The organism is Halobaculum sp. MBLA0147 (assembly GCF_041361345.1).
Classification (GTDB): domain Archaea; phylum Halobacteriota; class Halobacteria; order Halobacteriales; family Haloferacaceae; genus JAHENP01.
In genome coordinates, this window is record NZ_JBGKAD010000002.1 from 112815 (window position 1) to 134958 (window position 22144).

General features: G+C 69.4%; 20 protein-coding genes and 1 pseudogene. 12 read left to right on the top strand and 9 right to left on the bottom strand.

Features of this window, described 5'->3' with window-relative positions; translation table 11 throughout:
* Window positions 1-60: 60 nt before the first annotated feature.
* The 5 genes from RYH80_RS15075 (at window position 61) to RYH80_RS15095 (ending at window position 5360) form a co-directional block, all read left to right on the top strand.
* Window positions 61-1074, top strand: coding sequence for a phosphotransferase family protein (locus tag RYH80_RS15075; protein WP_370904844.1), 1014 nt, complete (start codon window positions 61-63; stop codon window positions 1072-1074).
* A 110-nt stretch (window positions 1075-1184) separates the two neighbouring features.
* Window positions 1185-1709, top strand: coding sequence for an LUD domain-containing protein (locus tag RYH80_RS15080; RefSeq protein ID WP_370904845.1), 525 nt, complete (start codon window positions 1185-1187; stop codon window positions 1707-1709).
* Window positions 1706-3955, top strand: coding sequence for an LUD domain-containing protein (locus RYH80_RS15085; protein ID WP_370904846.1), 2250 nt, complete (start codon window positions 1706-1708; stop codon window positions 3953-3955). The genes RYH80_RS15080 and RYH80_RS15085 overlap by 4 nt, the downstream gene beginning before the upstream one ends.
* Before the next feature lie 63 nt (window positions 3956-4018).
* On the top strand, window positions 4019-4723 hold the full coding sequence (locus RYH80_RS15090) for a DUF47 family protein (RefSeq protein ID WP_370904847.1): 705 nt from the start codon (window positions 4019-4021) through the stop codon (window positions 4721-4723).
* Between the two features lie 64 nt (window positions 4724-4787).
* Window positions 4788-5360: an HPP family protein gene (locus RYH80_RS15095; protein ID WP_370904848.1), complete on the top strand. Its 573-nt coding sequence runs from the start codon at window positions 4788-4790 to the stop codon at window positions 5358-5360.
* A 56-nt stretch (window positions 5361-5416) separates the two neighbouring features.
* Here RYH80_RS15095 and RYH80_RS15100 read toward each other — a convergent pair whose 3' ends face one another.
* Window positions 5417-7705: a nitric-oxide reductase large subunit gene (locus RYH80_RS15100; RefSeq protein WP_370904849.1), complete on the bottom strand. Its 2289-nt coding sequence runs from the start codon at window positions 7703-7705 to the stop codon at window positions 5417-5419.
* A gap of 271 nt (window positions 7706-7976) precedes the next feature.
* Here RYH80_RS15100 and RYH80_RS15105 point away from each other — a divergent pair, with 271 nt between their 5' ends.
* From RYH80_RS15105 to RYH80_RS15115, 3 genes are all read left to right on the top strand, one after another.
* Window positions 7977-8546: a halocyanin domain-containing protein gene (locus RYH80_RS15105; RefSeq protein WP_370904850.1), complete on the top strand. Its 570-nt coding sequence runs from the start codon at window positions 7977-7979 to the stop codon at window positions 8544-8546.
* 75 nt (window positions 8547-8621) lie between these two features.
* Window positions 8622-9812, top strand: coding sequence for a TIGR04053 family radical SAM/SPASM domain-containing protein (locus tag RYH80_RS15110; RefSeq protein ID WP_370904851.1), 1191 nt, complete (start codon window positions 8622-8624; stop codon window positions 9810-9812).
* Window positions 9793-10206, top strand: a complete 414-nt coding sequence (locus RYH80_RS15115; protein WP_370904852.1) for an SRPBCC family protein — start codon at window positions 9793-9795, stop codon at window positions 10204-10206. The genes RYH80_RS15110 and RYH80_RS15115 overlap by 20 nt, the downstream gene beginning before the upstream one ends.
* Window positions 10207-10263: 57 nt before the next feature.
* Here RYH80_RS15115 and RYH80_RS15120 read toward each other — a convergent pair whose 3' ends face one another.
* On the bottom strand, window positions 10264-10791 hold the full coding sequence (locus tag RYH80_RS15120) for a hypothetical protein (RefSeq protein WP_370904853.1): 528 nt from the start codon (window positions 10789-10791) through the stop codon (window positions 10264-10266).
* A 108-nt stretch (window positions 10792-10899) separates the two neighbouring features.
* The gene (locus RYH80_RS15125; RefSeq protein ID WP_370904854.1) at window positions 10900-11181 is read right to left on the bottom strand and encodes a DUF2249 domain-containing protein; all 282 of its coding nucleotides are present in this window, start codon (window positions 11179-11181) and stop codon (window positions 10900-10902) included.
* A 94-nt stretch (window positions 11182-11275) separates the two neighbouring features.
* Here RYH80_RS15125 and RYH80_RS15130 point away from each other — a divergent pair, with 94 nt between their 5' ends.
* The gene (locus RYH80_RS15130; protein WP_370904855.1) at window positions 11276-11974 is read left to right on the top strand and encodes a DUF7998 family protein; all 699 of its coding nucleotides are present in this window, start codon (window positions 11276-11278) and stop codon (window positions 11972-11974) included.
* Window positions 11975-11995: 21 nt separating this feature from the next.
* Here RYH80_RS15130 and RYH80_RS15135 read toward each other — a convergent pair whose 3' ends face one another.
* Window positions 11996-13351, bottom strand: a complete 1356-nt coding sequence (locus RYH80_RS15135; protein ID WP_370904856.1) for a hypothetical protein — start codon at window positions 13349-13351, stop codon at window positions 11996-11998.
* A gap of 217 nt (window positions 13352-13568) precedes the next feature.
* Here RYH80_RS15135 and RYH80_RS15140 point away from each other — a divergent pair.
* The 3 genes and pseudogenes from RYH80_RS15140 to RYH80_RS15150 form a co-directional block, all read left to right on the top strand.
* Window positions 13569-13835, top strand: a pseudogene (locus RYH80_RS15140) (CGCGG family putative rSAM-modified RiPP protein); the annotation flags it as partial.
* Between the two features lie 68 nt (window positions 13836-13903).
* On the top strand, window positions 13904-14212 hold the full coding sequence (locus tag RYH80_RS15145) for a cupin domain-containing protein (RefSeq protein ID WP_370904857.1): 309 nt from the start codon (window positions 13904-13906) through the stop codon (window positions 14210-14212).
* Between the two features lie 120 nt (window positions 14213-14332).
* The gene (locus RYH80_RS15150; RefSeq protein ID WP_370904858.1) at window positions 14333-14995 is read left to right on the top strand and encodes a helix-turn-helix domain-containing protein; all 663 of its coding nucleotides are present in this window, start codon (window positions 14333-14335) and stop codon (window positions 14993-14995) included.
* Between the two features lie 145 nt (window positions 14996-15140).
* On the opposite strand, the gene nirK is transcribed toward RYH80_RS15150, so the two are convergent.
* From nirK to RYH80_RS15175, 5 genes are all read right to left on the bottom strand, one after another.
* Complete coding sequence (nirK, locus tag RYH80_RS15155) at window positions 15141-16214, bottom strand: copper-containing nitrite reductase (RefSeq protein ID WP_370904859.1); 1074 nt, start codon at window positions 16212-16214, stop codon at window positions 15141-15143.
* Between the two features lie 141 nt (window positions 16215-16355).
* Window positions 16356-18920: a heavy metal translocating P-type ATPase gene (locus RYH80_RS15160; RefSeq protein WP_370904860.1), complete on the bottom strand. Its 2565-nt coding sequence runs from the start codon at window positions 18918-18920 to the stop codon at window positions 16356-16358.
* A 144-nt stretch (window positions 18921-19064) separates the two neighbouring features.
* Window positions 19065-19940, bottom strand: a complete 876-nt coding sequence (locus RYH80_RS15165) for a universal stress protein (protein ID WP_370904861.1) — start codon at window positions 19938-19940, stop codon at window positions 19065-19067.
* Window positions 19941-21392, bottom strand: a complete 1452-nt coding sequence (locus tag RYH80_RS15170; protein ID WP_370904862.1) for an APC family permease — start codon at window positions 21390-21392, stop codon at window positions 19941-19943.
* A gap of 37 nt (window positions 21393-21429) precedes the next feature.
* Window positions 21430-22044, bottom strand: coding sequence for a sodium:calcium antiporter (locus RYH80_RS15175; RefSeq protein ID WP_370904863.1), 615 nt, complete (start codon window positions 22042-22044; stop codon window positions 21430-21432).
* Window positions 22045-22144 lie beyond the last annotated feature (100 nt).

The following is a 22144-nucleotide window of genomic DNA, read 5'->3' on the forward strand; positions in this document are numbered from 1 at the left end:
CGTGTGAGGTACTCTCGTGGTGCCACAACGGCTATGCGGACGACACCGCAGGGTCACCTCGTGAGCCGAGACGACGACGAGAGAGGAGCGAGCGGGGCCGACGGTGGGCAGACGCTCTTCGAGCGGGTCGTCCGGCGGGCACTCCCCGACGCGTCGGTCGCCAGCGTCGCGGACGCCGGGCCGTCGTGGAACCGAACGACGCGGGTCGCACGGGTCACCTTCGACCACCGGGAGCCGGTGTACTGCAAGGTGACGCCCGACGCCGAGACGGCCACCGAACTGCGAGCCGAGGCGGGGACGCTCCGCTACGTCGCCGCGAACACGCCAGTGTCCGTCCCGCGGGTCGTCGCCACGACGAGGGACCCAGTGCCCGGACTCCTCACCGCGCCGGTGGCGGGCGACGCCGTCTCGGCGGAGTGGCACGCGGAGGAGACGACCACCGAGCGCCGGGAGACGCTCGCGCGACGACTCGGGCGCACGCTGGCGACCACCCACGAGGAACGGTTCGAGCGGCCGGGGACGATCACGGACGGCGACGCGGACGGGCTCGCCGTCGACCACGCGCCGTGGCCGGACGTGGTGGCCGCCGACGTGCGCGAGAACCGACGGCACGCCGAGACGGACCGCTTCGACGCGGCGTACGAGCGGCTGCTCGACGCGATCGAGTCCGAACGGGACCGTCTCACCGACGGTCCGGCCCGACTGCTCCACTGTGACCCCGCCACGCCGAACTGTTTCGACACCGGCGACGACCGACTCACGCTGCTCGACTGGGGCAACGCCGAGGTCGGCGACCCCGCACGCGACGTGGCGCGAGCTCGCGTCCAGGCGCTGGCGAGTCTCCGCGAGTCCCCGCCCACAAACCTCGTCGAGGCGTTCCACGCGGGCTACCGGGACGTGGCCGGCTCGCTCCCCGACGGTCTCGGCGCGCGTGGGCCGGTGTACGAGGCAGTGATCCAACTCGGGACCGCGGGCTACGTCGAGCGGTTCGCCGAGTGGCGCACGGAGTCCGTCGCGGAACTGACCGAGTGGTTCCACGAGGACTTGGACCGGCGCCTGTCGCAGATCGAGTAGCACCGGTCCTCGGGGACGCTCGGGGCGACAGGTGACTCCCGACCCACTGGTGAGCCGTACGCAGTCGAACCTGGGAAACACCCAAGTTCGAACCGCGAGAACGGTGTGACGTGTCGACGACCCACGTAGAGACGTTCACCGCGGAGCTCGACGCACTCGGTGTCGAGTGGAGCGAGACGACGCCCGAGGAGGTGGGGGACGTACTCGCGGCCGCCGCCGACCCACCGGTCGTCGCGGCACCCTCGGACCACGAGTGCGTGTCCCCCGAGACGCTTCCGATACCCGTCGAGACGGAGCCGACGCTAGAGACGCTCCGTGACGCACACACGGGGATCACGGACGCGACGTTGGGGATCGTCCCGTACGGGAGCGTCGTCCTCCGGACGGACACGGACGACCTGACCGAAGCCGCGAGTCTGTTCGTCGACCACCACGTGGTGGTGCTGGCGGAGCGCGACCTCCGCCCGGACGTGGCGAGCGCGCTGGCCGAGTTGGGGCCACTGTTGCGCGCCGAGGAGGCGTCTGCCGTCGTCGCGACGGGTCCGAGTGCGACCGCCGACATGGGGGCGCTGGTGCAGGGAGCGCACGGGCCGGAGGCGGTCCACGTCGTCTTGTTGCGGGAGGGAGACGGATGAGTACGGACACGCCGGGGCCAGACCGGTCGGAGTTGACCCGCGAGGAGCGGGCCGCGCGGATCCGCCACCTGCTCGAGACGGAAGGGGAGGCCGTCGGCGAGAACACCCGCGGGTTCAACCGCGGGCGCTACGAGTCGCTCGCCGACCTGCCGGAGGCGGACAGCTACAGCCGGGCCGCACGCGAGATCGAGGAGGACGCCATCGAGCGTCTCCCGGAGCTGATCGAGCGACTCCGAGAGCGTGTCGCGGCGAACGGCGGGACGGTGTACCTCGCGGACGACGCCGCCGACGCGAACCGGTACGTCCGAGACGTGTTGGACGACGTTGACGCCGAGACCGTCGTGAAGTCGAAGTCGATGACGAGCGAGGAGATCGAGGTCAACGCCGCCGTCGAGGCGGACGGCCGCGAGGTGATCGAGACGGACCTCGGCGAGTGGGTACTGCAGTTGGCCGACGAGAGTCCCTCGCACATCGTCGCCCCGGCGATCCACAAGTCCCGCGACGCCATCGCCGAGTTGTTCGCCGAGCAGTTCGAGTTGGACGACCCACCGGAGACGGCAGCCGAGTTGACGCGGTTCGCTCGGGAGCGCCTCGGCGAGCGGATCGAGCGGGCGGACGTGGGGATGACCGGCGCGAACTTCGTCACGGCGGACTCGGGCTCGCTCGCGCTCGTCACCAGCGAGGGCAACGCCAGGAAGACCGTCGCCGCGACGGACACGCAGATCGCGATCGCGGGCGTCGAGAAACTGCTCCCGTCCGTCGAGGACCTCCAGCCGTTCGTCGAGTTGATCGGCCGCTCGGGGACGGGGCAGGATCTCACCTCGTACCTCACACTGCTCACACCGCCGGTGTCGTACCCGTCGCTCGACCCAGACGCGCCGGACCGGCCGCTGACGGAGGGGGAGTCCGACCGCGAGTTCCACCTCGTGTTGCTCGACAACGGCCGGATGGCGATGCGGGAGGACGACGACCTCCGCGAGACGCTGTACTGTATCCGGTGTTCGGCCTGTTCGAACAGTTGTGCGAACTTCCAGGCGGTCGGCGGCCACGAGTTCGGCGGCGAGACGTACTCCGGCGGGATCGCGACCGGGTGGGAGGCCGGCGTCGAGGGGTACGACACGGCGGCGACGTTCGAGGACCTCTGTACCGGCTGTTCGCGGTGTGTCGACGCCTGCCCGGTCGGGATCGACATTCCGTGGATCAACACCGTCGTCAGAGACCGGATCGAGCGCCGAGAGGACGCCGGATCGTTCGACTGGCTCGTGGACGGCCTGTCCCCGGACGCGGAGTCACACGGGCCGAGTCTCCGGAAACGCTTCTTCGGGACCGTCGAGACGACCGCCCGCCTCGCGAGTGCGACCGCGCCGGTGTCGAACTGGCTCGCCGAACGACGCCCCGTCCGGTGGGCGATGGACCGCTGGCTCGGCGTCTCGCGCGACCGCGAGTTGCCGACGTTCCGACGCGAGTCGTTCGTCGAGTGGTTCCGGCGGCGCGGCGGGTCGCGAGTCGCGCCGCGGGCGGCACGGCGCGACGTGGTGGTGTACCCGGACGTGTACACGAACTACGTCGACGTGGCACGCGGGAAGGCGACGGTCCGCGCCCTGGAGGCACTCGGCGTCCACGTCCGCGTCCCGTCGGTCGGCGGGAGCGGTCGCGCGCCGCTCTCGCAGGGACTGATCGAGACGGCGAAGGCGAAGGCGGAGGCGGTGCGGGACGCGCTGGAGACGCACCTCGCCGCAGACCGCGACGTGGTGGTCGTCGAACCGTCCGCGTTGGCTGCGTTCCGCGGCGAGTACGACCGGCTGCTGTCCGACCCGGAGCCGCTCGCGACGGCGAGTTACGAGGTGTTCGAGTACCTCTACGGGCTGTCGTCGCACGGCGCCGATCTGGGCGGGTTGCGCGGGGCCGCGTCGGCGGAGACGCCAGCGTTGGCGTACCACGCGCACTGTCAACAGCGGACGCTCGGGGTGGCGGAGTACACGGTCGCGGTGTTGGAGACGCTGGGGTACGACGTCGTCACCTCCGACGTGGAGTGTTGTGGGATGGCGGGGTCGTTCGGCTACAAGTCGGAGTTCTACGAGCTGAGCGTCGACGTCGGGGAGCGTCTCGCGGAGCAGTTCGACGCCCCCGAGACGCGTGAGCGCCGCGTCGTCGCGAGTGGGACCTCGTGTGTCGACCAACTGGACTCGTTGCTCGACCGGCCGGCGTGTCACCCCGTCGAGATCGTCGCGCCGGACGGAGCGTGAGTCGGACGGGTCCACGGCCCGGCGCACGAACCTATAGGTGACGCCGGCGCGAAGTTCGAGTCGATGACCACGGACGGAGACTTCCGAGACACCCTGCTCACCCGGACCGAGGCGTACCTCGAGGACGCGGCCGCGTGTGTCGACCTGTTGCCCGATCTCCTGTCGGCGTACGCGGCCGAGGAGGACTACGAGGCGGTCGCCCACGAGATCCAGCGGCTGGAGAGCGACTGTGACGAGACGCTGCGCGCGATCAGTGCCCACTTGGCGAACACCGACGCTCGCGAGATGGGCCTGTTGAGTTCGCGGGTCCACGTCAACACGCCGTCGTTGCTCGACCTCTACCAGGAGGTCGACGCGGTCGTCAACCTCGCGGAGCGGATCGCCGAGGAGCTCCTCGTCGTCCCGTTGGACCCCGAAACCGCGGCGTTCGATGGGCTCGTCGAGATGGCCGCAGACGCGACGCGCGCCGTGGCGGCACTGGAGACGGTCGTCACGGAGTTCGTGGACCTGTTGAGTGCGCCGGAGGCGTCCGGCTCGCTCGGCGACGAGGTGACGACGATCCGGGAGATCGAGAGCGCCTGCGACGGCCACCGCAACGACACGCTCGCGAGTGCGTTCGGCGACGAGACGGTGCCGGATCCGCACCGCTACCGCGAGTTCGCACTCCTGTTCGACCGCCTCGTAGACGGCGTCGAGGACATCACCGACCAGATGTGGGTGATCGCGAGCGACGATCCGAGTCTCGTCGTCGAGGCGGACGGGGAGTGAGAGCGTCGACGCGTCGTTCTCCCGAACGGAGAGATACTTCCCTCCACCGCCGGTCGACCCCAGCGTGGCCGGCGACACCAGTGATCCGGAGTCCGTAGGGACGGCAGACGCGAGCCCCGGGAGCACCAGCACCGTCGAGAGTGCCGCGACTGCCGGGTTCCTCCTCGTCGTCGTGGGGGTCGTGGCGTGGAGCACGGGCGAGCCGTTCGTCTTCCCGAGTCTCGGCCCGACGGCGTACGCGCTGGCGACGGGTGAGGAGGGAGTGCCGGACCGCGGCGACGTGTTCTGGGCACACGTCATCGGCCTCGCGGCCGGCCTCGTCGCCTTCCACGGGGTCGTCGCGGCCGGAGTGGTGGAGACCGGCGTCGAGACACCCTCGCTCGCGACGTTCCGCGGTGTGGACGCCGTCGGCCGCGGCACGCTCGCACTCGCCGGGACGCTGTCCGTCGCCGGGACGACGCTGGGGATGCTCGCGACCGAGCGACGTCACGCGCCGGCCTGCGCGACGACGCTGATCGTCTCACTCGGCTTGCTCACCTCGCCGCGCGACGCGGCGGTCGTCGTCGCCGCCGTCACGGCGCTGCTCGTCGTCGAGTTCGTCGGGCGGGAGGCGGCACGCGCGCTCGTCGACGCGTAGCACGGCGGGGAGAGAGCCACGCGAGGGGAGGAGTCGACGGACCGTTGCCCGAGCACTCAGTCGTCGGCGATGGCGTCGCGGGTCCCCGCGGCACCGGTGACCGTGTCGTCCGGGTCGTCGGCCGCGCGGCGACGGAACAGTTTCGCGACCACGTCGCCCGCGAACAGCAGCGTCCCGAGGATGATCAGCGTGTCACCCGGCAGCCGCGCCCAGAACAGCGCCTGCACGAGACTGCCCTCGTAGAACGCCAGCGAGCGAGCGGCGTCGTACCCCTGCGTGAAGGCAGTCTCCAACTGGAGGAACCCCACCGGGAGCACGGAGACGAACACCATCAGCACCAACCCGGCGTTGAGCGTCCAGAAGGACCGGCGGAGCCACCGCTCGCTCCAGTTCCGGGTCGTGAACCGCAGCGCGTAGACGGCCATCCCGAGCGCGAGGAAGCCGAACGCGCCGAACATCGCCGCGTGGGCGTGGCCCACCGTCAGGTAGGTGCCGTGCTCGTAGTAGTTCACCAACGGGAGGTTGATGAAGAAGCCGAGCACGCCCGCGCCGACGAAGTTCCACAGGCCGGAGGCGACGATGAACATGAACGGCAGCGTGTACGGGAACGAGTCGCCGGCCGTCGCCATCGCCCGGTACTCGTTGATCGCCTCGAAGAGGATCACGACCAGCGGGATCAACTCCAGCGTCGAGAACGCGCTCCCGATGGGGATCCACACGTCGGGCATCCCGATCCACCAGTAGTGGTGCGAGACGCCGATCACGCCCGTGCCCATCACGAGCAGCGCCTCCAACATCACCGCCTTCTCCGCGGCACGACGCCGCAGGAGGTTCATCGACACCAGTGTGAGGCCGACGACGCTGACGATGAAGAACTCGAAGGCGCCCTCCACCCACATGTGGACGACCCACCACCGCCAGAACTCCGTGACGGCGATGTTCGTCTGGGGGGTGAAAAAGAACCCGGCGGTGAACAACAGCGCGATGGAACCGCCCGCGTAGAGGATCATGTGCGAGAGCCCGTAGCGTGGCTCCTCGGCGAGCAGCGGTCGCAGGCCCCGTGCCGCGAGCACCGCCCACCCGAGGAAGCCGGCGAGGAGACCGACCTGCCACAGTTTGCCGACCTCGAGGTACTCCAGACCCTCGTTGCCGAGGATCCACCACAGCGGCCCGTCGAGGTAGCCGTGTGCACCGAGCCAGATGCCGGTGAACCCACCGACCACGACGACGACGAGTGCGCCCAACAGCCCCCTCACGTACCGCGCCTGGTTCGGCGGCTCGTAGCCCGTCAACAGTGGTGGGAGGAACAGCCCGGCACCCAGCCACAGTGTGGCGATCCAGAGGATGCCGAGGTCGATGTGGTACGTCTTCGCCATCGCGAACGGGAGCACCTGGAGGATACCGACGCCGAACACCTCCTCGATCCCGAAGAACGCTCCGCGTTCGACGTAGTAGTGCGCGAGGAGGCCGCCGAGGAACACCTGTGCGGTGAACAGCAACGCCGCGACGGGCACGAACAACACCGCGGCACGCTGACTCGGCAGCAGGTCCAACTCGTCCGGGTACGGGACACTCACCCCCGTCGTGTCCGGCTCGGGGAGTTCGATCGACTTGTAGAGCCAGACGCCGATCCCGGCGCCGGCGACGAGCAACACCATCGCGATCACGCTCCAGGTCATCGAGGAGACCGGGGGCTCGTTGCCGGCAGTGGGCTGGTAGGGCCACTCGTTCGTGTAGCTGTGGTCGCCGTTCGGCCGGTCGGTGTGTGAGATCCACGCGGTCCACAGCGCGAAGTCGGCGAACTGCCGCGCCTCCGTCTCGGAGTCGATCATGTCCACCGGGACGCCGCGCTCGGCGGCGCCCTCGTGGTACCGCTCGACGTACTCCTCGCGGACCTGCTCGTGGGCGTACACCTCGGCTGCGGAGTAGTCCACCGTACCGTCCGCCGGTGTGCCGTCGGAGAGGTCCGACTCGACGACGCTGTCGACCGCGGACTGTTCGGGGCCGGGGAGCGCGTCGTAGGGCTCACCGTAGCGCTCCTCGGCGTAGTAGGTCCGCATGTACTGTACCTTCAGTTCCAGCGTGTTGGCCGTGTAGTCCGGACCGAAGTACGCCCCGTTGCCGAGGATCGACCCGTGGTTCATCAGCCCGTCACGCTGGAACACCGCCTTGCCCTCCTGAACCGCCGTCCGGGTCGTGATCTGCTCGCCGTCCGGCCCCACCGTCTCCTTGGGGATCGGGGGAGCCTCCTGGTACGCGACGAACGCGCCGGCGCCCATCACGATCAGGTTGACGACGAACGCGACCACGAGGAGTCTCGCGAGGGTACGACGTGTCACCTGCATCACGGCTGGGCGTTCCGCTCGCGTCCCCTTGTATCGGCGACCGCGTTCCCGTCCCGTGGCCCGGTCTCGAACGTGTTCGGCCCGTTCCCACGGCGTGAGAACGCCGGGCCGCGTTCGACCTCGGTCCCACGTTCGGGTCACGGGAACACCGGATCGTGTTCGACCTCGGTCCCACGTTCGGGTCGCGGGAACACCGGAACGTGTTCGGTCTCGGTCCCACGCCGCGGGAGTCGGCGAGGGGGGATTGAGTACGAGGAGGGAACGGCCGTCCATGTCGCAGACGACCGTCAGTCGACGCGAGATCGTACGGGCCGGTGCCGCCGCGGTCGCAGTCGGACTGGCTGGCTGTTCCGGTGGCTCCGACGGGACCGACACACCCGCCGACTCGGGTGAGTCGGGTGGCGAGTCGACGCCGTCCGCGATGGCGAGCGAGTCGAGCGGGTCCGGCGGTGGCGGCGAGTCGGGTGCCGGGAGCGGGTCGAGTGGGGGCGCCAGCGCCTCGTTCGACGGCTGGCTCTCCGACGTCGACAACTACGACGGCGTCGTCGACGAGACCGGTAGTGACGCCGTCACGGTCGAAGTCGGCGTCCAGAACGGAGCCGGCGCGTACGGGTTCGGGCCCGCCGCCGTCCGTGTGTCGACGGGGACGACCGTCACCTTCGAGTGGACGGGGAAGGGGGCGAGTCACAACGTGGTTCAGAAGGGAGGTGGCTTCGAGAGCGAGCTCACCGCCGAGGAGGGTCACACCTTCGAGCAGACGTTCGACTCGGCGGGGACGGTGAAGTACCTCTGTCGGCCTCACGAGCCGATGGGAATGAAGGGGGTCGTTATCGTGGAGTAACCCGAGACTGACCCACGCGAGGGACACAGCCGTCGAGGCCAGCGACCGACACACCACACCGTTCGACGCCGACGTATGTTCGACACCAGCCGACGACCGATCGTCCTCGTGTGGGAAGTCTCGCGCGCCTGCGAGTTGGCGTGTGACCACTGTCGTGCGGAGGCGACGCCGGCACGACACCCGGACGAGTTGACCACGACCGAGGGGAAGCGACTGCTCGAACAGGCACGCGAGTTCGGCGAGGGCCAGATCGTCGTCTTCTCCGGCGGCGACCCGCTGAAGCGACCGGATCTGACGGAACTCGTCCGCTACGGCGACGAGTTGGGACTCCGGATGGCACTCACCCCGAGCGGCACGACCGCACTCACCCGAGAGCGACTCGCGGCGCTCGCGGACGCCGGGCTCGGTCGCCTCGCCGTGAGTCTCGACGCCGGCGACCCGGCGATCCACGACGGCTACCGCGGCGAACAGGGTGTCTTCGCGGACACGCTCCGTGCGGCGCGGTGGGCCGACGATCTCGGCTTGGACCTCCAGATCAACACCACGGTCTGTGCTCGGACCGTCGACGAGTTGCCCGCCGTCCGCGAGTTGGCCGCGGATCTCGGCGCCACGCGGTGGGCCGTGTTCTTTCTCGTCCCGGTCGGTCGCGGCCGGACACTGGAGCCGGTGTCGGCCGAGCGGGCCGACCGCGTGCTCGACTGGCTCCACGAGGTGCGCGCGGACGCCGACTTCGCGGTCAAGACCACCGAGGCGCCGATGCTCCGGCGGGTCGGGCTGCAACGCGACGGTGTCGATCCCGACGAGATCGACCCGACGCGGGGGCCGCCGGCGACCCGTCCCTCGGCGCTGGCCGGTGACGGGTTCGCGTTCGTCTCGCACACCGGCGAGGTGTGTCCCTCCGGGTTCCTGCCGGAGTCCGTCGGGAACGTCCGCGAGGCGTCCGTCGTCGAGTTGTACCGCGACTCGGAGCTGTTCCAGCGCCTGCGCGATCCGGAGGCGCTGGAGGGGAAGTGCGGTGAGTGTGCCTTCCGGCGCGTCTGTGGCGGCAGTCGCTCGCGGGCGTTCGCACACTCGGGGAACCCCCTCGGACCGGACCCGCTGTGTCCGTACGTCCCCGGAGCGTCCGACGAGGAGGCCGTGACGGACGGCGGATCACACGAGTCGACTGGCGGAGAGAGTCGTTGTGAGGTCGACGACAGCGTCGAGTGTGTCGAGAGGGACGGCTCACTCGGAGGAGGTGATCCCGGTGGAACGAGTCGTCTGTAGTCGCGACACGAAGCGGTCGTCCGCGGCAGTGCGAGAGGATCTACAGGACGTAGTCCGTCTCACGGAGGCGGCGGGGTTCGACACCGTCGAGCGAGACGGGGACACCGTTCACGTCGAGAACCGCGTCGGACTCGCCCGAGTCGAGATGACCTTCCGGCTCCGGCCGTCGTCGGACGCGGACTTGGCCTACGAGCAGGTCGAGGGACTGTTCGAGGAGATGGTGACACGCTACGAGGTCACCGGGACCGAGGACGGGACGCGGATCGACGTGGAGACGGAGTTCGAACTCGGCGTGACCCTCCTCGGGGACGTGCTCGACGCGACGGTGATCCGGCGCCAGCGGCGCGGCGAGTTGACCGACCAACTCGACTGGCTGGCGAGTGGCAGCGGGTAGCGGCGGCGAGTAACCGCGGCGGGACGCTCCGCCGCCGACACCGCCGTCACTCCCCGGTCACTCGTCCGACTCGGTTGCCGGTGACCCGAAGAGACGGTCGACGACCGCTGCGGTGTCGGCTCGTCCGGGTGCGGACCCGGTCCCGTTCTCGTCGCCGCCGTCCGTGCGAGAGCCGTCGCCGTCGACATCGCGGGACGGGTCCCTGTCGCCAGTTCGGGACGCGTCTCCATCGGCGACGGCGAGCGTGGCCCGTGGGCCGGCGAGGACGCCGTCGCCGAGGCGTTCGACGAGCCGTTCGACCACCGTTCGCTGAGCGGGCGAGAGCCCACCCTGGTCCTCGAGTCGACGGAGCGCACGCCGGAGTGTCCGGCGCTCGACCGTCGCCGCGTGTCTGTCGAGTGTTCGCCGAGCACGCGCGTGTCGCTCGGCGGCGTCGGCTCCGTCGCTGTCGGCGTCGGTCGAGCCGTTCGCGCTGGACCCCGTCGTTGCTCCGTTCGGGGCCTCGGGTCGTCGCTCTCGCGAGTCGGGCCGTCGTTCGATCCCCGGTGCCTCCGACTCCTCGATCGCTCTCGTGTCTCGTGTCACGCCGTTCGAACTCACTCCGTTCACCTCCAGCGCCGGTGTTTTCGGTGTCTCGCGTTCCCTCACGGTCGGTCGAGTTGTGTCCCCTCGGCTGGGTCGAGCCGCTACGGCTCACGGCCGCCAGATGGCGGTGACGACGTGGTCGTCGACCGCCGCGTGGTCGTACTCGTACCCGCGGTCGTCCAGTTTCGGGAACAGGTGCTGTGGGACTCTGTCGTTGCGCTGGAGCAACACTGGCGTGGCCTCGGTGGCCGTCGCCTCGTCGTCGAGGTCCGCCAACCGCCCCAGCGTCCGAGACAGCGGCTCCGGCGGCGGCGACTGTCGCACGTCGATCTCGGTCGTCGGTCGTCCGTCCGGGGCGTCCAGTCGGCCGAGCAGGTCGGTCGTCGCCATACCCACTCGTTTTGCCTCTGCATCCGGGTGGGTTGTGCCGAACACGTTCGGGCGGGGGCCTACGGTGACAGGAGACGAAGGGAGAGTCGAGACGATGAATCTCCGGACACCCTTCGGCGGCGGCGACGCGACGTTCGACGACCGTGGTTCGTTCGTCCCCGAGCACCTCCCCGATCCGGGACCGTTCCTCGAGCCACACCGCGTCCTCCGTGACGAGGACCACGTGGTCTTCCACGAACTCACGCGGACGCTGTTCGAGGAACGGGGCGTGTACGACGTGACGTTCGACTACAATCTGGCGGAGTTGAACCTGGACCGGCGACACGAGACGGCCGGGTTCCGGTACGCCGTCGAGCAGTCGGCCGGCGGCGAGGGCGGTCACCCGGACACTGGCGGGGAGGACGCGGACGGCGGGGCGGCACCACTGGATGCGGTCGACGGACCGGTTCTCCGAGCCGAGTTCACACCGACGACGGAGTTCTGCCCGCAGACGGAGACGCTCACCGTCGGGGCGTTCCGCGCGTGGAACGGCCTCGCGGACCGGCACGACTACGCGCTCGTTCGGGTGAGGGTCGCTCCGACACACCACGACAGCGCCGCGGTCGACGACCGACTCCGCGAGTTGGAGCGACAGTTCGTCGCGTCGGGTGAGGTCGGCGGTAGCGGAGAGCAGAGCGGAGCGGCCTCCGGCGACGCCGACAGTGGTACCGACACCGCCACCGCGAGCGACGAGAGCGACGACACCGGCGACGGGGTCGGCGCACGTCTCGCCGACTGGAGCGCGGGATTCTGACTCGGACGGACGACGGAGCGGTCACGACCGGAACGCCGTCACCCACCGAGGGAGCAGTCGCCGGAGCGGCGCCGGGTCGTGCCGGACGACGACGCCGATCAGGTTCGCACTCGCCAGCACCGCACTCGTCGCGAGGAGACAGAGCCCGGCGAGCACGACCGGCGTCGGCCAGCCGAGCGATCCGGCCGCGACGAGTGTCGTCACACCCGCGGCGGAACAACAGAGGTCGACGACCGCGACGCGGCCGTCGTAGAGGTCGTCGACGGACGGGACCGGCTCGTAGCCCAGCCGGTCGCTGTACACCTCGACCCACACGAGGAACGGGACGACGTGGTAGAGCGTCCCGACGACGACGTGGCCGATCACACCGCCCACGAGCAGCGGCACCGCGACGGGCGGCCCGAGCAGTGTCGTCGGTGCCGTCGGCGCGGCCAGCCACGTCGGGAGCGCGAGTGCGACCCAGCCGAGTCCCGCCACGACGACCACGACGTACCGCCGGAGCGTCGCACCGAACGGGACGACACTCGCCAGCAGTCGGCGCCCGACGGCGACCAGCGCGGCCGCGAGTCCGAGACAGAGCACGACGCCGCCGAGCCGACCGACCGTCTCGCCGTTGGGTGCACTCGCGAGTCGCCCGGCGGCGAGCAGTACCACACCGACCGGGAAGGCGACGGACGCGACCCACTGGAGGCGGCGGTCGTGTCCGTCGGCGTCGGTCTGCGTGAACATCGCCACCAGTTGCGACAGCGCGCCGACGATCGTGACGATCACGACACCGAACACAGCCAGTGTGAGGTGTGCGCTCCGCACCGCGAGTCTGTCGAGGCCGAGTCGGCCGAGACCGGCACGCCCCCACACCGGCGTCGCGTAGCCGACGGCCAGCAGGACGCCGAGTACGCTCGCGAGCACCAGGAACCCCAGCGCGGCGAGGAAGTGTCGTTCCGTCCGATCCCACGGAGCGGCGGTCCACAACGTCCGACCGACGTTGTAGCAGAGGAGCCAGAACCCACACAACAGGAGTACGCCGCCGACCGTGATCGGGATCGGTGCGACGGTCCAGAGACCGCCCGCCAGCAGGAGGAGGCCGACGACGAGGAGTCGCCCCTGCCAACGGGCGAGGCGGCGAGAGTGCAACGCGACGCCCGACCACACCGGCACGAACTGCGTCAGCGCGCCCGCGATCGTGACACAGACGAACCCGACCAAGAGGAGGTGTGCCACGACGGCCCGTCCGTCGACGGGGAGTCGCCCGGCGACGTGCGCCACGACGAGGAGCGTCCCGCCGACGAGCGCCGGGAGCGCCGCGAGGAAGTGAGCGAGTGGGATCGACAGCGGCGGGCCGGCGTCGGTCTCCACCGCGTCGGGTACGACACGCATGGCTCCACGTTCGAGCCACGCACCCGTCGGTGGTGTCCCGAACGTGTTCGGACGGGCTCTCGGCTGCTCGGAACTGGCGGCGGGACTGACGAGGGCACGACGGGAATCTGAGGGTGTGACCCAGACAGAACCGACGAATGACGACGACGATCGAGTCGAACGGAGCGATAGAGTCGACACACCGCCCACGAACGGCGATCAACCGAGCGACGCGTCGGTGACCGACAGGGTCCACGACACGTCGTGGTCCGCGAACCTCGAGCAGCCACGCCACGGCGAGAACCGCGAGCGCCTCGTGGCGGCGGCACTGGACGCGATCGACCATACCGCCCCGGGGAACCACGTGAACTTGGTGACACACGCCACACACGGGCATCCCGAGTCGTACCTCGTCGACCGACTCGCGGACCACCCCGCAGTCGACGACTGGACCTACGTCGAGCAATGTGGCTGTGGCGGCCACGTCCTCCGCGTGGCGGTGGAGGCAGAGACGGAGGCAGGGGCGGAGATAGAGGCGGAAACAGAGACGGAGACGAGCGCGGATGTGGAGCCGTGACGGGGACCGAGTCCGACAGAGTGGGGCACCCCGACGACACCGACGACACCGAGCGAGGGGAGGTGACCGACCTCGGGGCGGTCGCGGGTGACGCCGAGCCGCACGCGGTGGTCCACGAGTCGGCCCCGCAGACGGTCCTCCTCGCGCTCGACGCGGGCGAGCGAGTCCCGTTCCACGAACACCCGGGGACGACGGTCCACTTCCACGTCATCGAGGGTGCGGTGACGGCGCGGGTCGGAGACGACCGCGTCGAACACGAGCTGGCGGCCGGCGAACTGCTCCGGTTCGACGGAGGCGACGGGTGACGCGACACGCGCTGGTGGCTGGGGGTGCCTCACCTCGTCGCACCGCACGCCGTCGGCCACGAACCCGAACCCGAACAGGTTCGGGCGTGGAACCGAGACGGGGGAGTGGGAACACACAGTATGCCCCGAGCCAAGTTGGCGGTGACGCTGCCCGAGGACGTGTGGGCACGGCGCGTGACGGAGACGTACGCGGACACGCGACTTGAGGTGGTCTCGGCACTCACGGACGGGGAGTCGGGGACCGGGACGGCACTCCTCGAGGTCACCTCGCCGGAGCTCCGGACCGTCGTCGAGGAGATCGAAGGCGACGAGGCCGTCACGGACATCGGACTCCTGCGGGTGGTCGGCGACAACGCGCTCGTGCAGGTGGAGACCGACCGCCCGCTGTTGCTCCGGATTCTCCAGTCGTCACAGATCCCCTTCGACACGCCGCTGGTCGTGGCCGACGGGGAGGCGGAGCTGATCGTCACGGCGACGAGAGACCGGATCTCGGAGTTGGGTGACCAACTGGAGACGGTCGGGATGTCCTTCGAGCTGCTGTACCTCCACGAGTCCGTCGACCCCGCCGCGGTGTTGACGAAGCCACAACGAGAGATCCTCGTGACGGCGATCGAGGAGGGGTACTACGACACCCCCCGGGAGTGTACGCTGACGGAACTGGCGGAGACGGTCGGCGTGGCGAAGTCCTCCGCCAGCGAGCGGCTCCACCGCGCCGAGAGTCGCGTGATCCGCGACTGGGCCGCCGAGGCGTTCCTCACCGACGACGCACCGGAGGAAGTCTGAGTCGAGACGGGGTCGGAGTTCCGGGGACGGCCCGCCGGAGTCGAGCGTTACGTGGTCGGATCGGTCGCTACACGCTCGGGTCGACCACTACACGCTCGGGTCGGTCGCTACACGGTCGGGACGGTCGTCGCGGTCCAGTCGGGCGCTACGCGTTGGGATCTGGGTCGAACACCTCCTCGTTCGGTTCACCGTCGACCGCGACGACGCCCATCATCCCCTTCCGGGCGACGCGCGTCAGGGCGTGGTCGACGAGTTTGATCGTCTCCGGCACCGGGAGGTCCATCGTGCCGACCATACACGACCCCGGCGGGACGTTCACCGTCTGGAGGTACTCCTCGGGTGAACTCGCCAACCCTCCGTCGCGGTACGCCTCCGTCCAGACGTTCCCGATCGGGTGGAAGTTGGAGTTCAGGTTCGGCCCGCCACAGACCATGTACACCCGGACCGTCTCGTCGCGCTCCGCCTGGACGGCACCGTACTTCTTCGGCGTGATCGCGTACTGCTCGCCGTTGAGAAGGACGTACGTGGGGTCTTCCGCCTTCATCGCCTCCATGTCCAATTTGTGGTGCCCCTTCTCGCCGGCCGGTTTGTCCGTGTACAGCTCGTGTTGGCCGAAGTAGAACTCCCGGTCGACCTCGGGGAGCCCCTCCTTCGGCTCGACGAGGATCATCCCGAACATCCCACTGGAGATGTGGTAGTCCATGTTCGGGACCGCACAGTGGTAAATGAACGCCCCGGGGTACGTGGCCGTGAACCGCTCGGCGGCAGACTCACCGGGTGTCACGTGAGTCGCTTCGGCCCCACCACCGGTGCCGTAGATGGCGTGCATGTCCACGTTGTGCGGCATGACGCTCTCGGGAGCGTTCTCGAGGGTGAACGAGATCGTGTCACCCTGTCGGACACGGATCATCGGCCCCGGGATCTGCCCGTCGAACGTCATGTAGTCGTACACGACACCCTGTTCGACCTCCGCACGCACCTCCTCGACGGTCAGTGTGATCTCGTGGTGTTTCGGTTCGTCCCGGTCGATCGGCTCCGGCACGTCGGTCGGGTCCGCCGCGACGCGCTCGGCGGTCGGCTTCGTCGGCTGTGTCTCACTCTCCTGTCGTTCGCGTTCGGTAGCCTGGTCGACGCTGGAGCCGGCCTGACAGCCGGCCACTGCCGCGCCGACTCCTGTCGTGCCGAGCGCCTTCAGTGTCGTGCGTCGGGTGGTGGGCATCGTCTGTCACCTCACACTCGGGACGAGGGGAGACGGGGAAAAAGAGGTGTCTCAGGTTCCACAGCCGGGAGAACGAGCCTCGCGACGCGGGACCGTCCCGAACCCGTTCGGACGGATCGGGACCTTCCCCCGACTGTGGCCTCACTCGGAGACTGCCGCTCCGTCTCCAGCCACCTCTGGACGAATCCGCGACAGTCGCATCGCGTTGCCGGTGACACCCAGCGTCATCCCCGCGTCGCCGATCAACACTGCCGCCCAGATGGGGACGAGTCCGAACGGGACCGCGACCGCGAGGGCGGCTTTGGCGGCCAGACTCACCCAGATATTCTGTCGGATAACCCCGTTCGCGTCGTGTGAGAGTTCGTAGAGGTACGGGAGCCGCGACAGGTCGTCGCCCATGAGCGCCACGTCCGCGGTCTCCAGCGCCGTGTCCGTCCCGGCGGCACCCATCGCCACGCCGACCGTGGCGGTGGCGAGTGCGGGGGCGTCGTTGACGCCGTCACCCACCATCGCGACCCCGTCGTACGCCTCGTCCAACTCTCTGATCGCTGCCACCTTCTCTTCGGGGAGCAACTCCGCGCGGACTTCGTCGACGCCGACCGTCTCCGCGACGGCACGCGCGGTGCGCTCGTTGTCGCCGGTGAGCATCGCCACGTGCTCGACACCCAACTCGTGGAGTCGCTCGACCGCGCGCTCGGCCTCCGGGCGGACCTCGTCCGCGACCGCGATCACACCCTCCAGTTCCGACTCGGTCCCGACGAGGATCACCGTCTTCCCCGCCGCCTGGAGGTCGGGGACGACGGAGTCGAGCAGGTCGAGACAGCGGTTCTCCTCACAGAGCCGTTGGCTCGTCTGCGTCACCACGCCGCCGTCCGTCGCGGCGTGGACGTGGTTCAGGTCGAACTCCAACTCCTCGAACAGACCGGGCTTGCCCGCGTAGTGCGTCTCGCCGTCGAGATCCGCCCGCACGCCCTTCCCGGTGAGACTCTCGAACTCGGAGACCGTCCGGTCGTCGACCCCGGCCGCCTCGGCGCGGTCGACGACGGCGTCGCCGATGGGGTGTTCCGAGCGAGTCTCCAAACCACGCGCACACTGGAGTACGTCGCGCTCGGTGTTGTCACCCAGCGGCACCACGTCGGTGACGCGCAACTCGCCGCACGTCAGCGTGCCGGTCTTGTCGAGGGCGACGGCATCCACTTGCCCCATCGCCTCCAGGTGGTCGCCACCCTTGATCAGGACGCCGTTCTTCGCGCCGCTCGTGATCCCCGAGACGACGGAGACGGGCGTCGAGATGACGAACGCACACGGACACGCCAACACGAGCAGCGTCAACCCGTAGACGATCGACTCCGTCCACGAGACGCCGAGTACCGAGGGTGTCGCCAGCGTGACGAGGACCGCGAAGGCGACGACGACCGGGGTGTAGTAGCCCGCGAACCGCTCGACGAACTGCTCGTGGTCCGTCTCGTTCGACTGGGCGTCCTCGACCGCGTCGACGATCCGCGAGAGCGTGTTGTCGCTCGCCTCGCCGGTGACGGTCACCTCGAGGTACCCCTGTTCGTTGACCGTCCCCGCGTACACCTCGTCGCCAGCTCGCTTGTCGACCGGGACGCTCTCGCCCGTGATCGGCGACTGGTCGACCGCACTCTCCCCGTCGGCCACTTCGCCGTCCATCGGAATCTTCTCACCCGGCCTGACGACGACAGTGTCGCCGACTCGGACGTCCTCGACCGGAATCGTCACCGTCTCGCCGTCGCGGCGGACGGTCGCCTCGTCGGGCGAGAGTTCCATCAACTCCCGCAGCGAGTCGCGTGCCTTGTCCATCGAGTAGCGCTCGAGGAGTTCGGCGACGCTGAACAGAACCGCGAGCGTCGCCGCCTCCATGTAGAGACGCTCTCCGAACCCGACGCTGACCGTCACGGCACCGAGGATGGCGACGGACATCAGCAGGTCGATGTCGAGGCTCCGCTGCCGGAGCGAGTAGTACCCTCCGCGGACGATCTCTCGCCCCCCGGCGACGACCGCGGCGAGGAACAGCACGTCCGCGGTCGACAGGGTCACCGCTCCTGCCGCGAACAGTTCCGCGTTCGATCCACGGAGCACGAACTCGAACAGTAACCCGAGGAGTGTGAACCCGGCACCGATCCACGTCTCGACCGCCCGCCGGCTCCGCCAGACGGACGCTGGCTCCGCGACGGCACTCCCCGCCGTCTCGGCGTCGGCCGTCGTCTCGGTGACCTCGTACCCCGCCGACTCGATCACCTCTCGAACCCGCTCGGCCGACGTGTGCGAGCGGTCGAGCGTCACGACTGCCGTCCCGCTCGTCGGACGGGTGTCCACACTCGCGACGCCCGCTACGTCGTCGAGGGCTCTCTCCACCGTCTCCGCACAGGACGGGCAGTCCATCTCCGGGACCGTGAACCGTTCCGTCACCGCTCCAGTCTGTGACTCGACGGCGTATCCCGCCGCCTCCACGGCCTCGGCCACGGCGTCCGGAGTGCTCTCGTCGGGGTCGTGCGCGACGGTCACCGTCCCGCTCGTCGGACGTGTGTCGACGCCGTCGACGCCGTCCAGTCCCTCGAGGCTGCGCTCGACCGTCTCCGCGCAGGAGGGACAGTCCATCTCCGGGACCCCGAGAGTCGTCGTGACGCAGTCGGCGCTCTCTGCGTCACCACCGGCCGCCGGGTCCTCGTCTGTCCTCGTCATCAGGATCACCTCGACTCTCCGGACCTATTAATTCGCCTGTTGTCGACCCCACTCTCGGTGACAGATTCTAACAACTTCTCCAGCCTACTTTGTTAACTGTTCGCCGTAGTCATCGGTTTCGACGAGCGGCGATCGGCCGGTCGGCTACGCCTCGTCGACGGGTGGGTTCCGGACGACCAACACCGGCGCGACGGCACCGGCGGCGACGCGGTCGGCGTCGTCGCCGACGATCTGTGAGAACAGTGTTCGACCACCCTCGCCGACGACGATGGCGTCGAACTCCGCCGAGCGCTCGACGATATCGCGGACGGGCGCCTCGGAAGTGCCCGTCTCGATCGCGAGTCGCGTCGCTGAGACCCCACGGTCGAGGAGCCGTCGGCGAGCGCGATCCACCTCGCTCGCGGCGTCGAACGACTCGCTCTCGTACCCCAACAGCGTCACGTCGATACCTTCGTGGGCGAGCGTCGCCACGAGGTCGGCGAGTCGCCGTGTGTCGACGGCTCCACGGAGTGCGACGAGCACGTCGTCGATCTCGCCGGCCGGATTCGGGAGCAACACCGCCGTCGCCTCGACTTCGGCGGCGACGCGCTCGATCGTCTGGTCGCGGTCGTGGGTGAAGACGACGCGCGTCTCGACGGAGCCACCCGCGTCCGTCTCGTGTTCGGCCTCGGCGAACACCGCCGCCACGTCGTCGACGGCCGTGCGAGCGCGCTCCTCGAACTGGAGCCCCGCCTGTTCTGTCGAGGTCTGCTCCGGGAGGACGTGGTAGCCAAGGACGACGACCCGCGCCGGAGCGAGGAACTCCACGAGCGACGCCGACAGTGTCTGGCCCTCCAACACGCGCACCGGGACGAGCACCGTCGGCGGGCGGCGGATCGCGACCGCGTCCCCGTCGGCGGCGGCGTTTTCGTCCCCGTGGTCGGCACCGTTCGTGTCCCTGTCGGCGGCGTTTTCGTCCCCGTCGGCAGCGGCGTTCGTGACTCTCCCGTCAGTGCCGTCCGTCTCTCCGTGCTCGGACATCTAGGCCACCTCCAGTGTCACGTCCGCGGCGTAGTAGGCGTACCACACGGCCGAGACGACCATGATCGCGAGTCCAACGATCTGAGAAAGCGGTTGCATGAACAGGATCAGTCCGAAACTGGCGACGGCACCGGCCCCGCCGACGAGTCGGTGTGCGGGCACCCGGAAGTCGGGGTCGTACCACGAGGGTTCGTCGCGACGCATCGCGAGCAGTGCGACGCAGATCAACCCGTACATCACGAGGTGGAGAAACGACGCCACCTCCGCGAGCACGGCCACCTCGCCGGTGGCGACCAACACGAGCACCGGCCCGCCGGCCATCGCCAACGCGACGTGTGGTGTCCCGTAGCGGAGGTTCACCCGACTCGCGCCACGCGGGACGATGGCGTCCTTACTGACGGCGAAGATCGCCCGCGAGGTCGACAACACGGAGGCGTTCGCACTGGAGACCGTCGCCAACAACCCCGCGAGGAGGATCGCGATCGCTCCGAACCGGCCGCCGAAGTTGCGTGCCACCTCGACGATCGCGGTCTCGCCGAACCCCGCGAGGCGAGCGCTGCCGAACGCGCTCGTCGCCACGAAGATCGTCGCGACGTACAACACGCCGACGAGCAGCACCGACCCGACCATCGCCAGCGGGAGGTTGCGGCCCGGACGTTTGATGTCGCCCGCGACCGTCGCCACCTGTGCGAACCCGAGGTAGGAGGTGAACACGAGCGCGGCGGTCGTGAACACCGGCACCGGACCGAACGGGAGGAACGACTCCGGGGTCGTCGAGCGGCCGAAGACGCCGACGGCGTCCAAGCCGCCGTAGCCGAGGAAGACAACGAGGATCGTCAGCAACAGCCCGACGACGTAGTTCTGGAGTTTGGCCGCGTTCTCGGTACCGAACAGGTTCAGCGCGGTCAGGGCGACGCCGAAGACGAGTCCCAGTGGGACGACCACCGGCACGCCGCCGACGGGGACGCCCGCCTCCGCCAGCACCGCGGCGGCGTAGTTGCCGAAGCCGACGAGGTAGAACGCCGTCGCGAACACCAACCCGAGCCAGATGCTGATCCCGACGACGGCTCCCGGGAGCGTCCCGAGCGCCCGCGAGACGTAGTAGTAGTAGCCGCCGCCCGACTTCGGCATCGCGGTCGCCAACTCCGAGGCCGGCAACGCGACGAGGAGTGCGATCACCGCGCCGATGGCGAACGAGCCGGCCGCCGCCGGGCCGGCACGCCCGGCCGCCAACCCCGGGAACACGAAGATCCCGGCGCCGATCATCGTCCCGACGCCGATGGAGAGTCCGCCGACGAGTCCGATGGAGCGTTCGAGTTCCGAACCCTCCTCGGTGACCGTCGTCTCCTCGGTGACGGCCGCCGTCTGGTCGGCGACCGTCGTCGGCGTCTCCCCGTCGCGGTTGGTACCCTCCCCAGCGTCCTCGTCGTCGACGGTCGCCATGTGTGACATCTCGTCACACCCCGGTGCGATGAGCGTGGGGGCCGTCTCACTGGCCCGGGAACAACAACACCCGGCCGGTGATGTAGAGGAAGTAGGCGCCGACGAGGTAGATCCCGACACGGCGGTCGAGGGCGTTCCCGCGATAGCGGGCGTACCCCGCGAGGGCGACGGCGGCGACGATCTTGAACGGGAGGTCCCAGACGATCACCGCCGTCGGGACGGTGTACGTCGAGATCGCGCCGCCGAGGCCGATCCCCAACACGGGGTTGACGACGTTGCTGCCGATCAGCGTCCCGACGGCCACGATGGGTGTCCGTCGTCTGACGCCGTCAAGGACCGTCCCCAGCTCCGGGAACGAGGAGGCGATTCCGAGCGTCAACACCCCGACCATCGACCCGCCGAGCACCACACCGGCGACCACGTCTTCGACGACCGCGAGCAACACGGAGGCGCTGGCGAGCACGAGTCCCAATAACAACACGGTGGCGACCACGTCACGGCCGACGTTCGTGCTCGGCGGGCCGTCTGCGGTCGTCTGTTGGCGCCTGACGTAGCTGTACCCGATGTAGACGACGAACCCGACGAGCAGGATCACCCCGTCGAGTCGTGAGATTGTCCCGTCGAAGGACAATCCCAACACCAGCGGAAGTCCGACGATCACACTTCGATCGGGGAGCGGTCCTCGGAAAAACAATTGCGGCCGTAACTGTGGGTCACACACTCGCCGTCCGGCGACCGACTGGCACGTCGCGTCCGTCGCT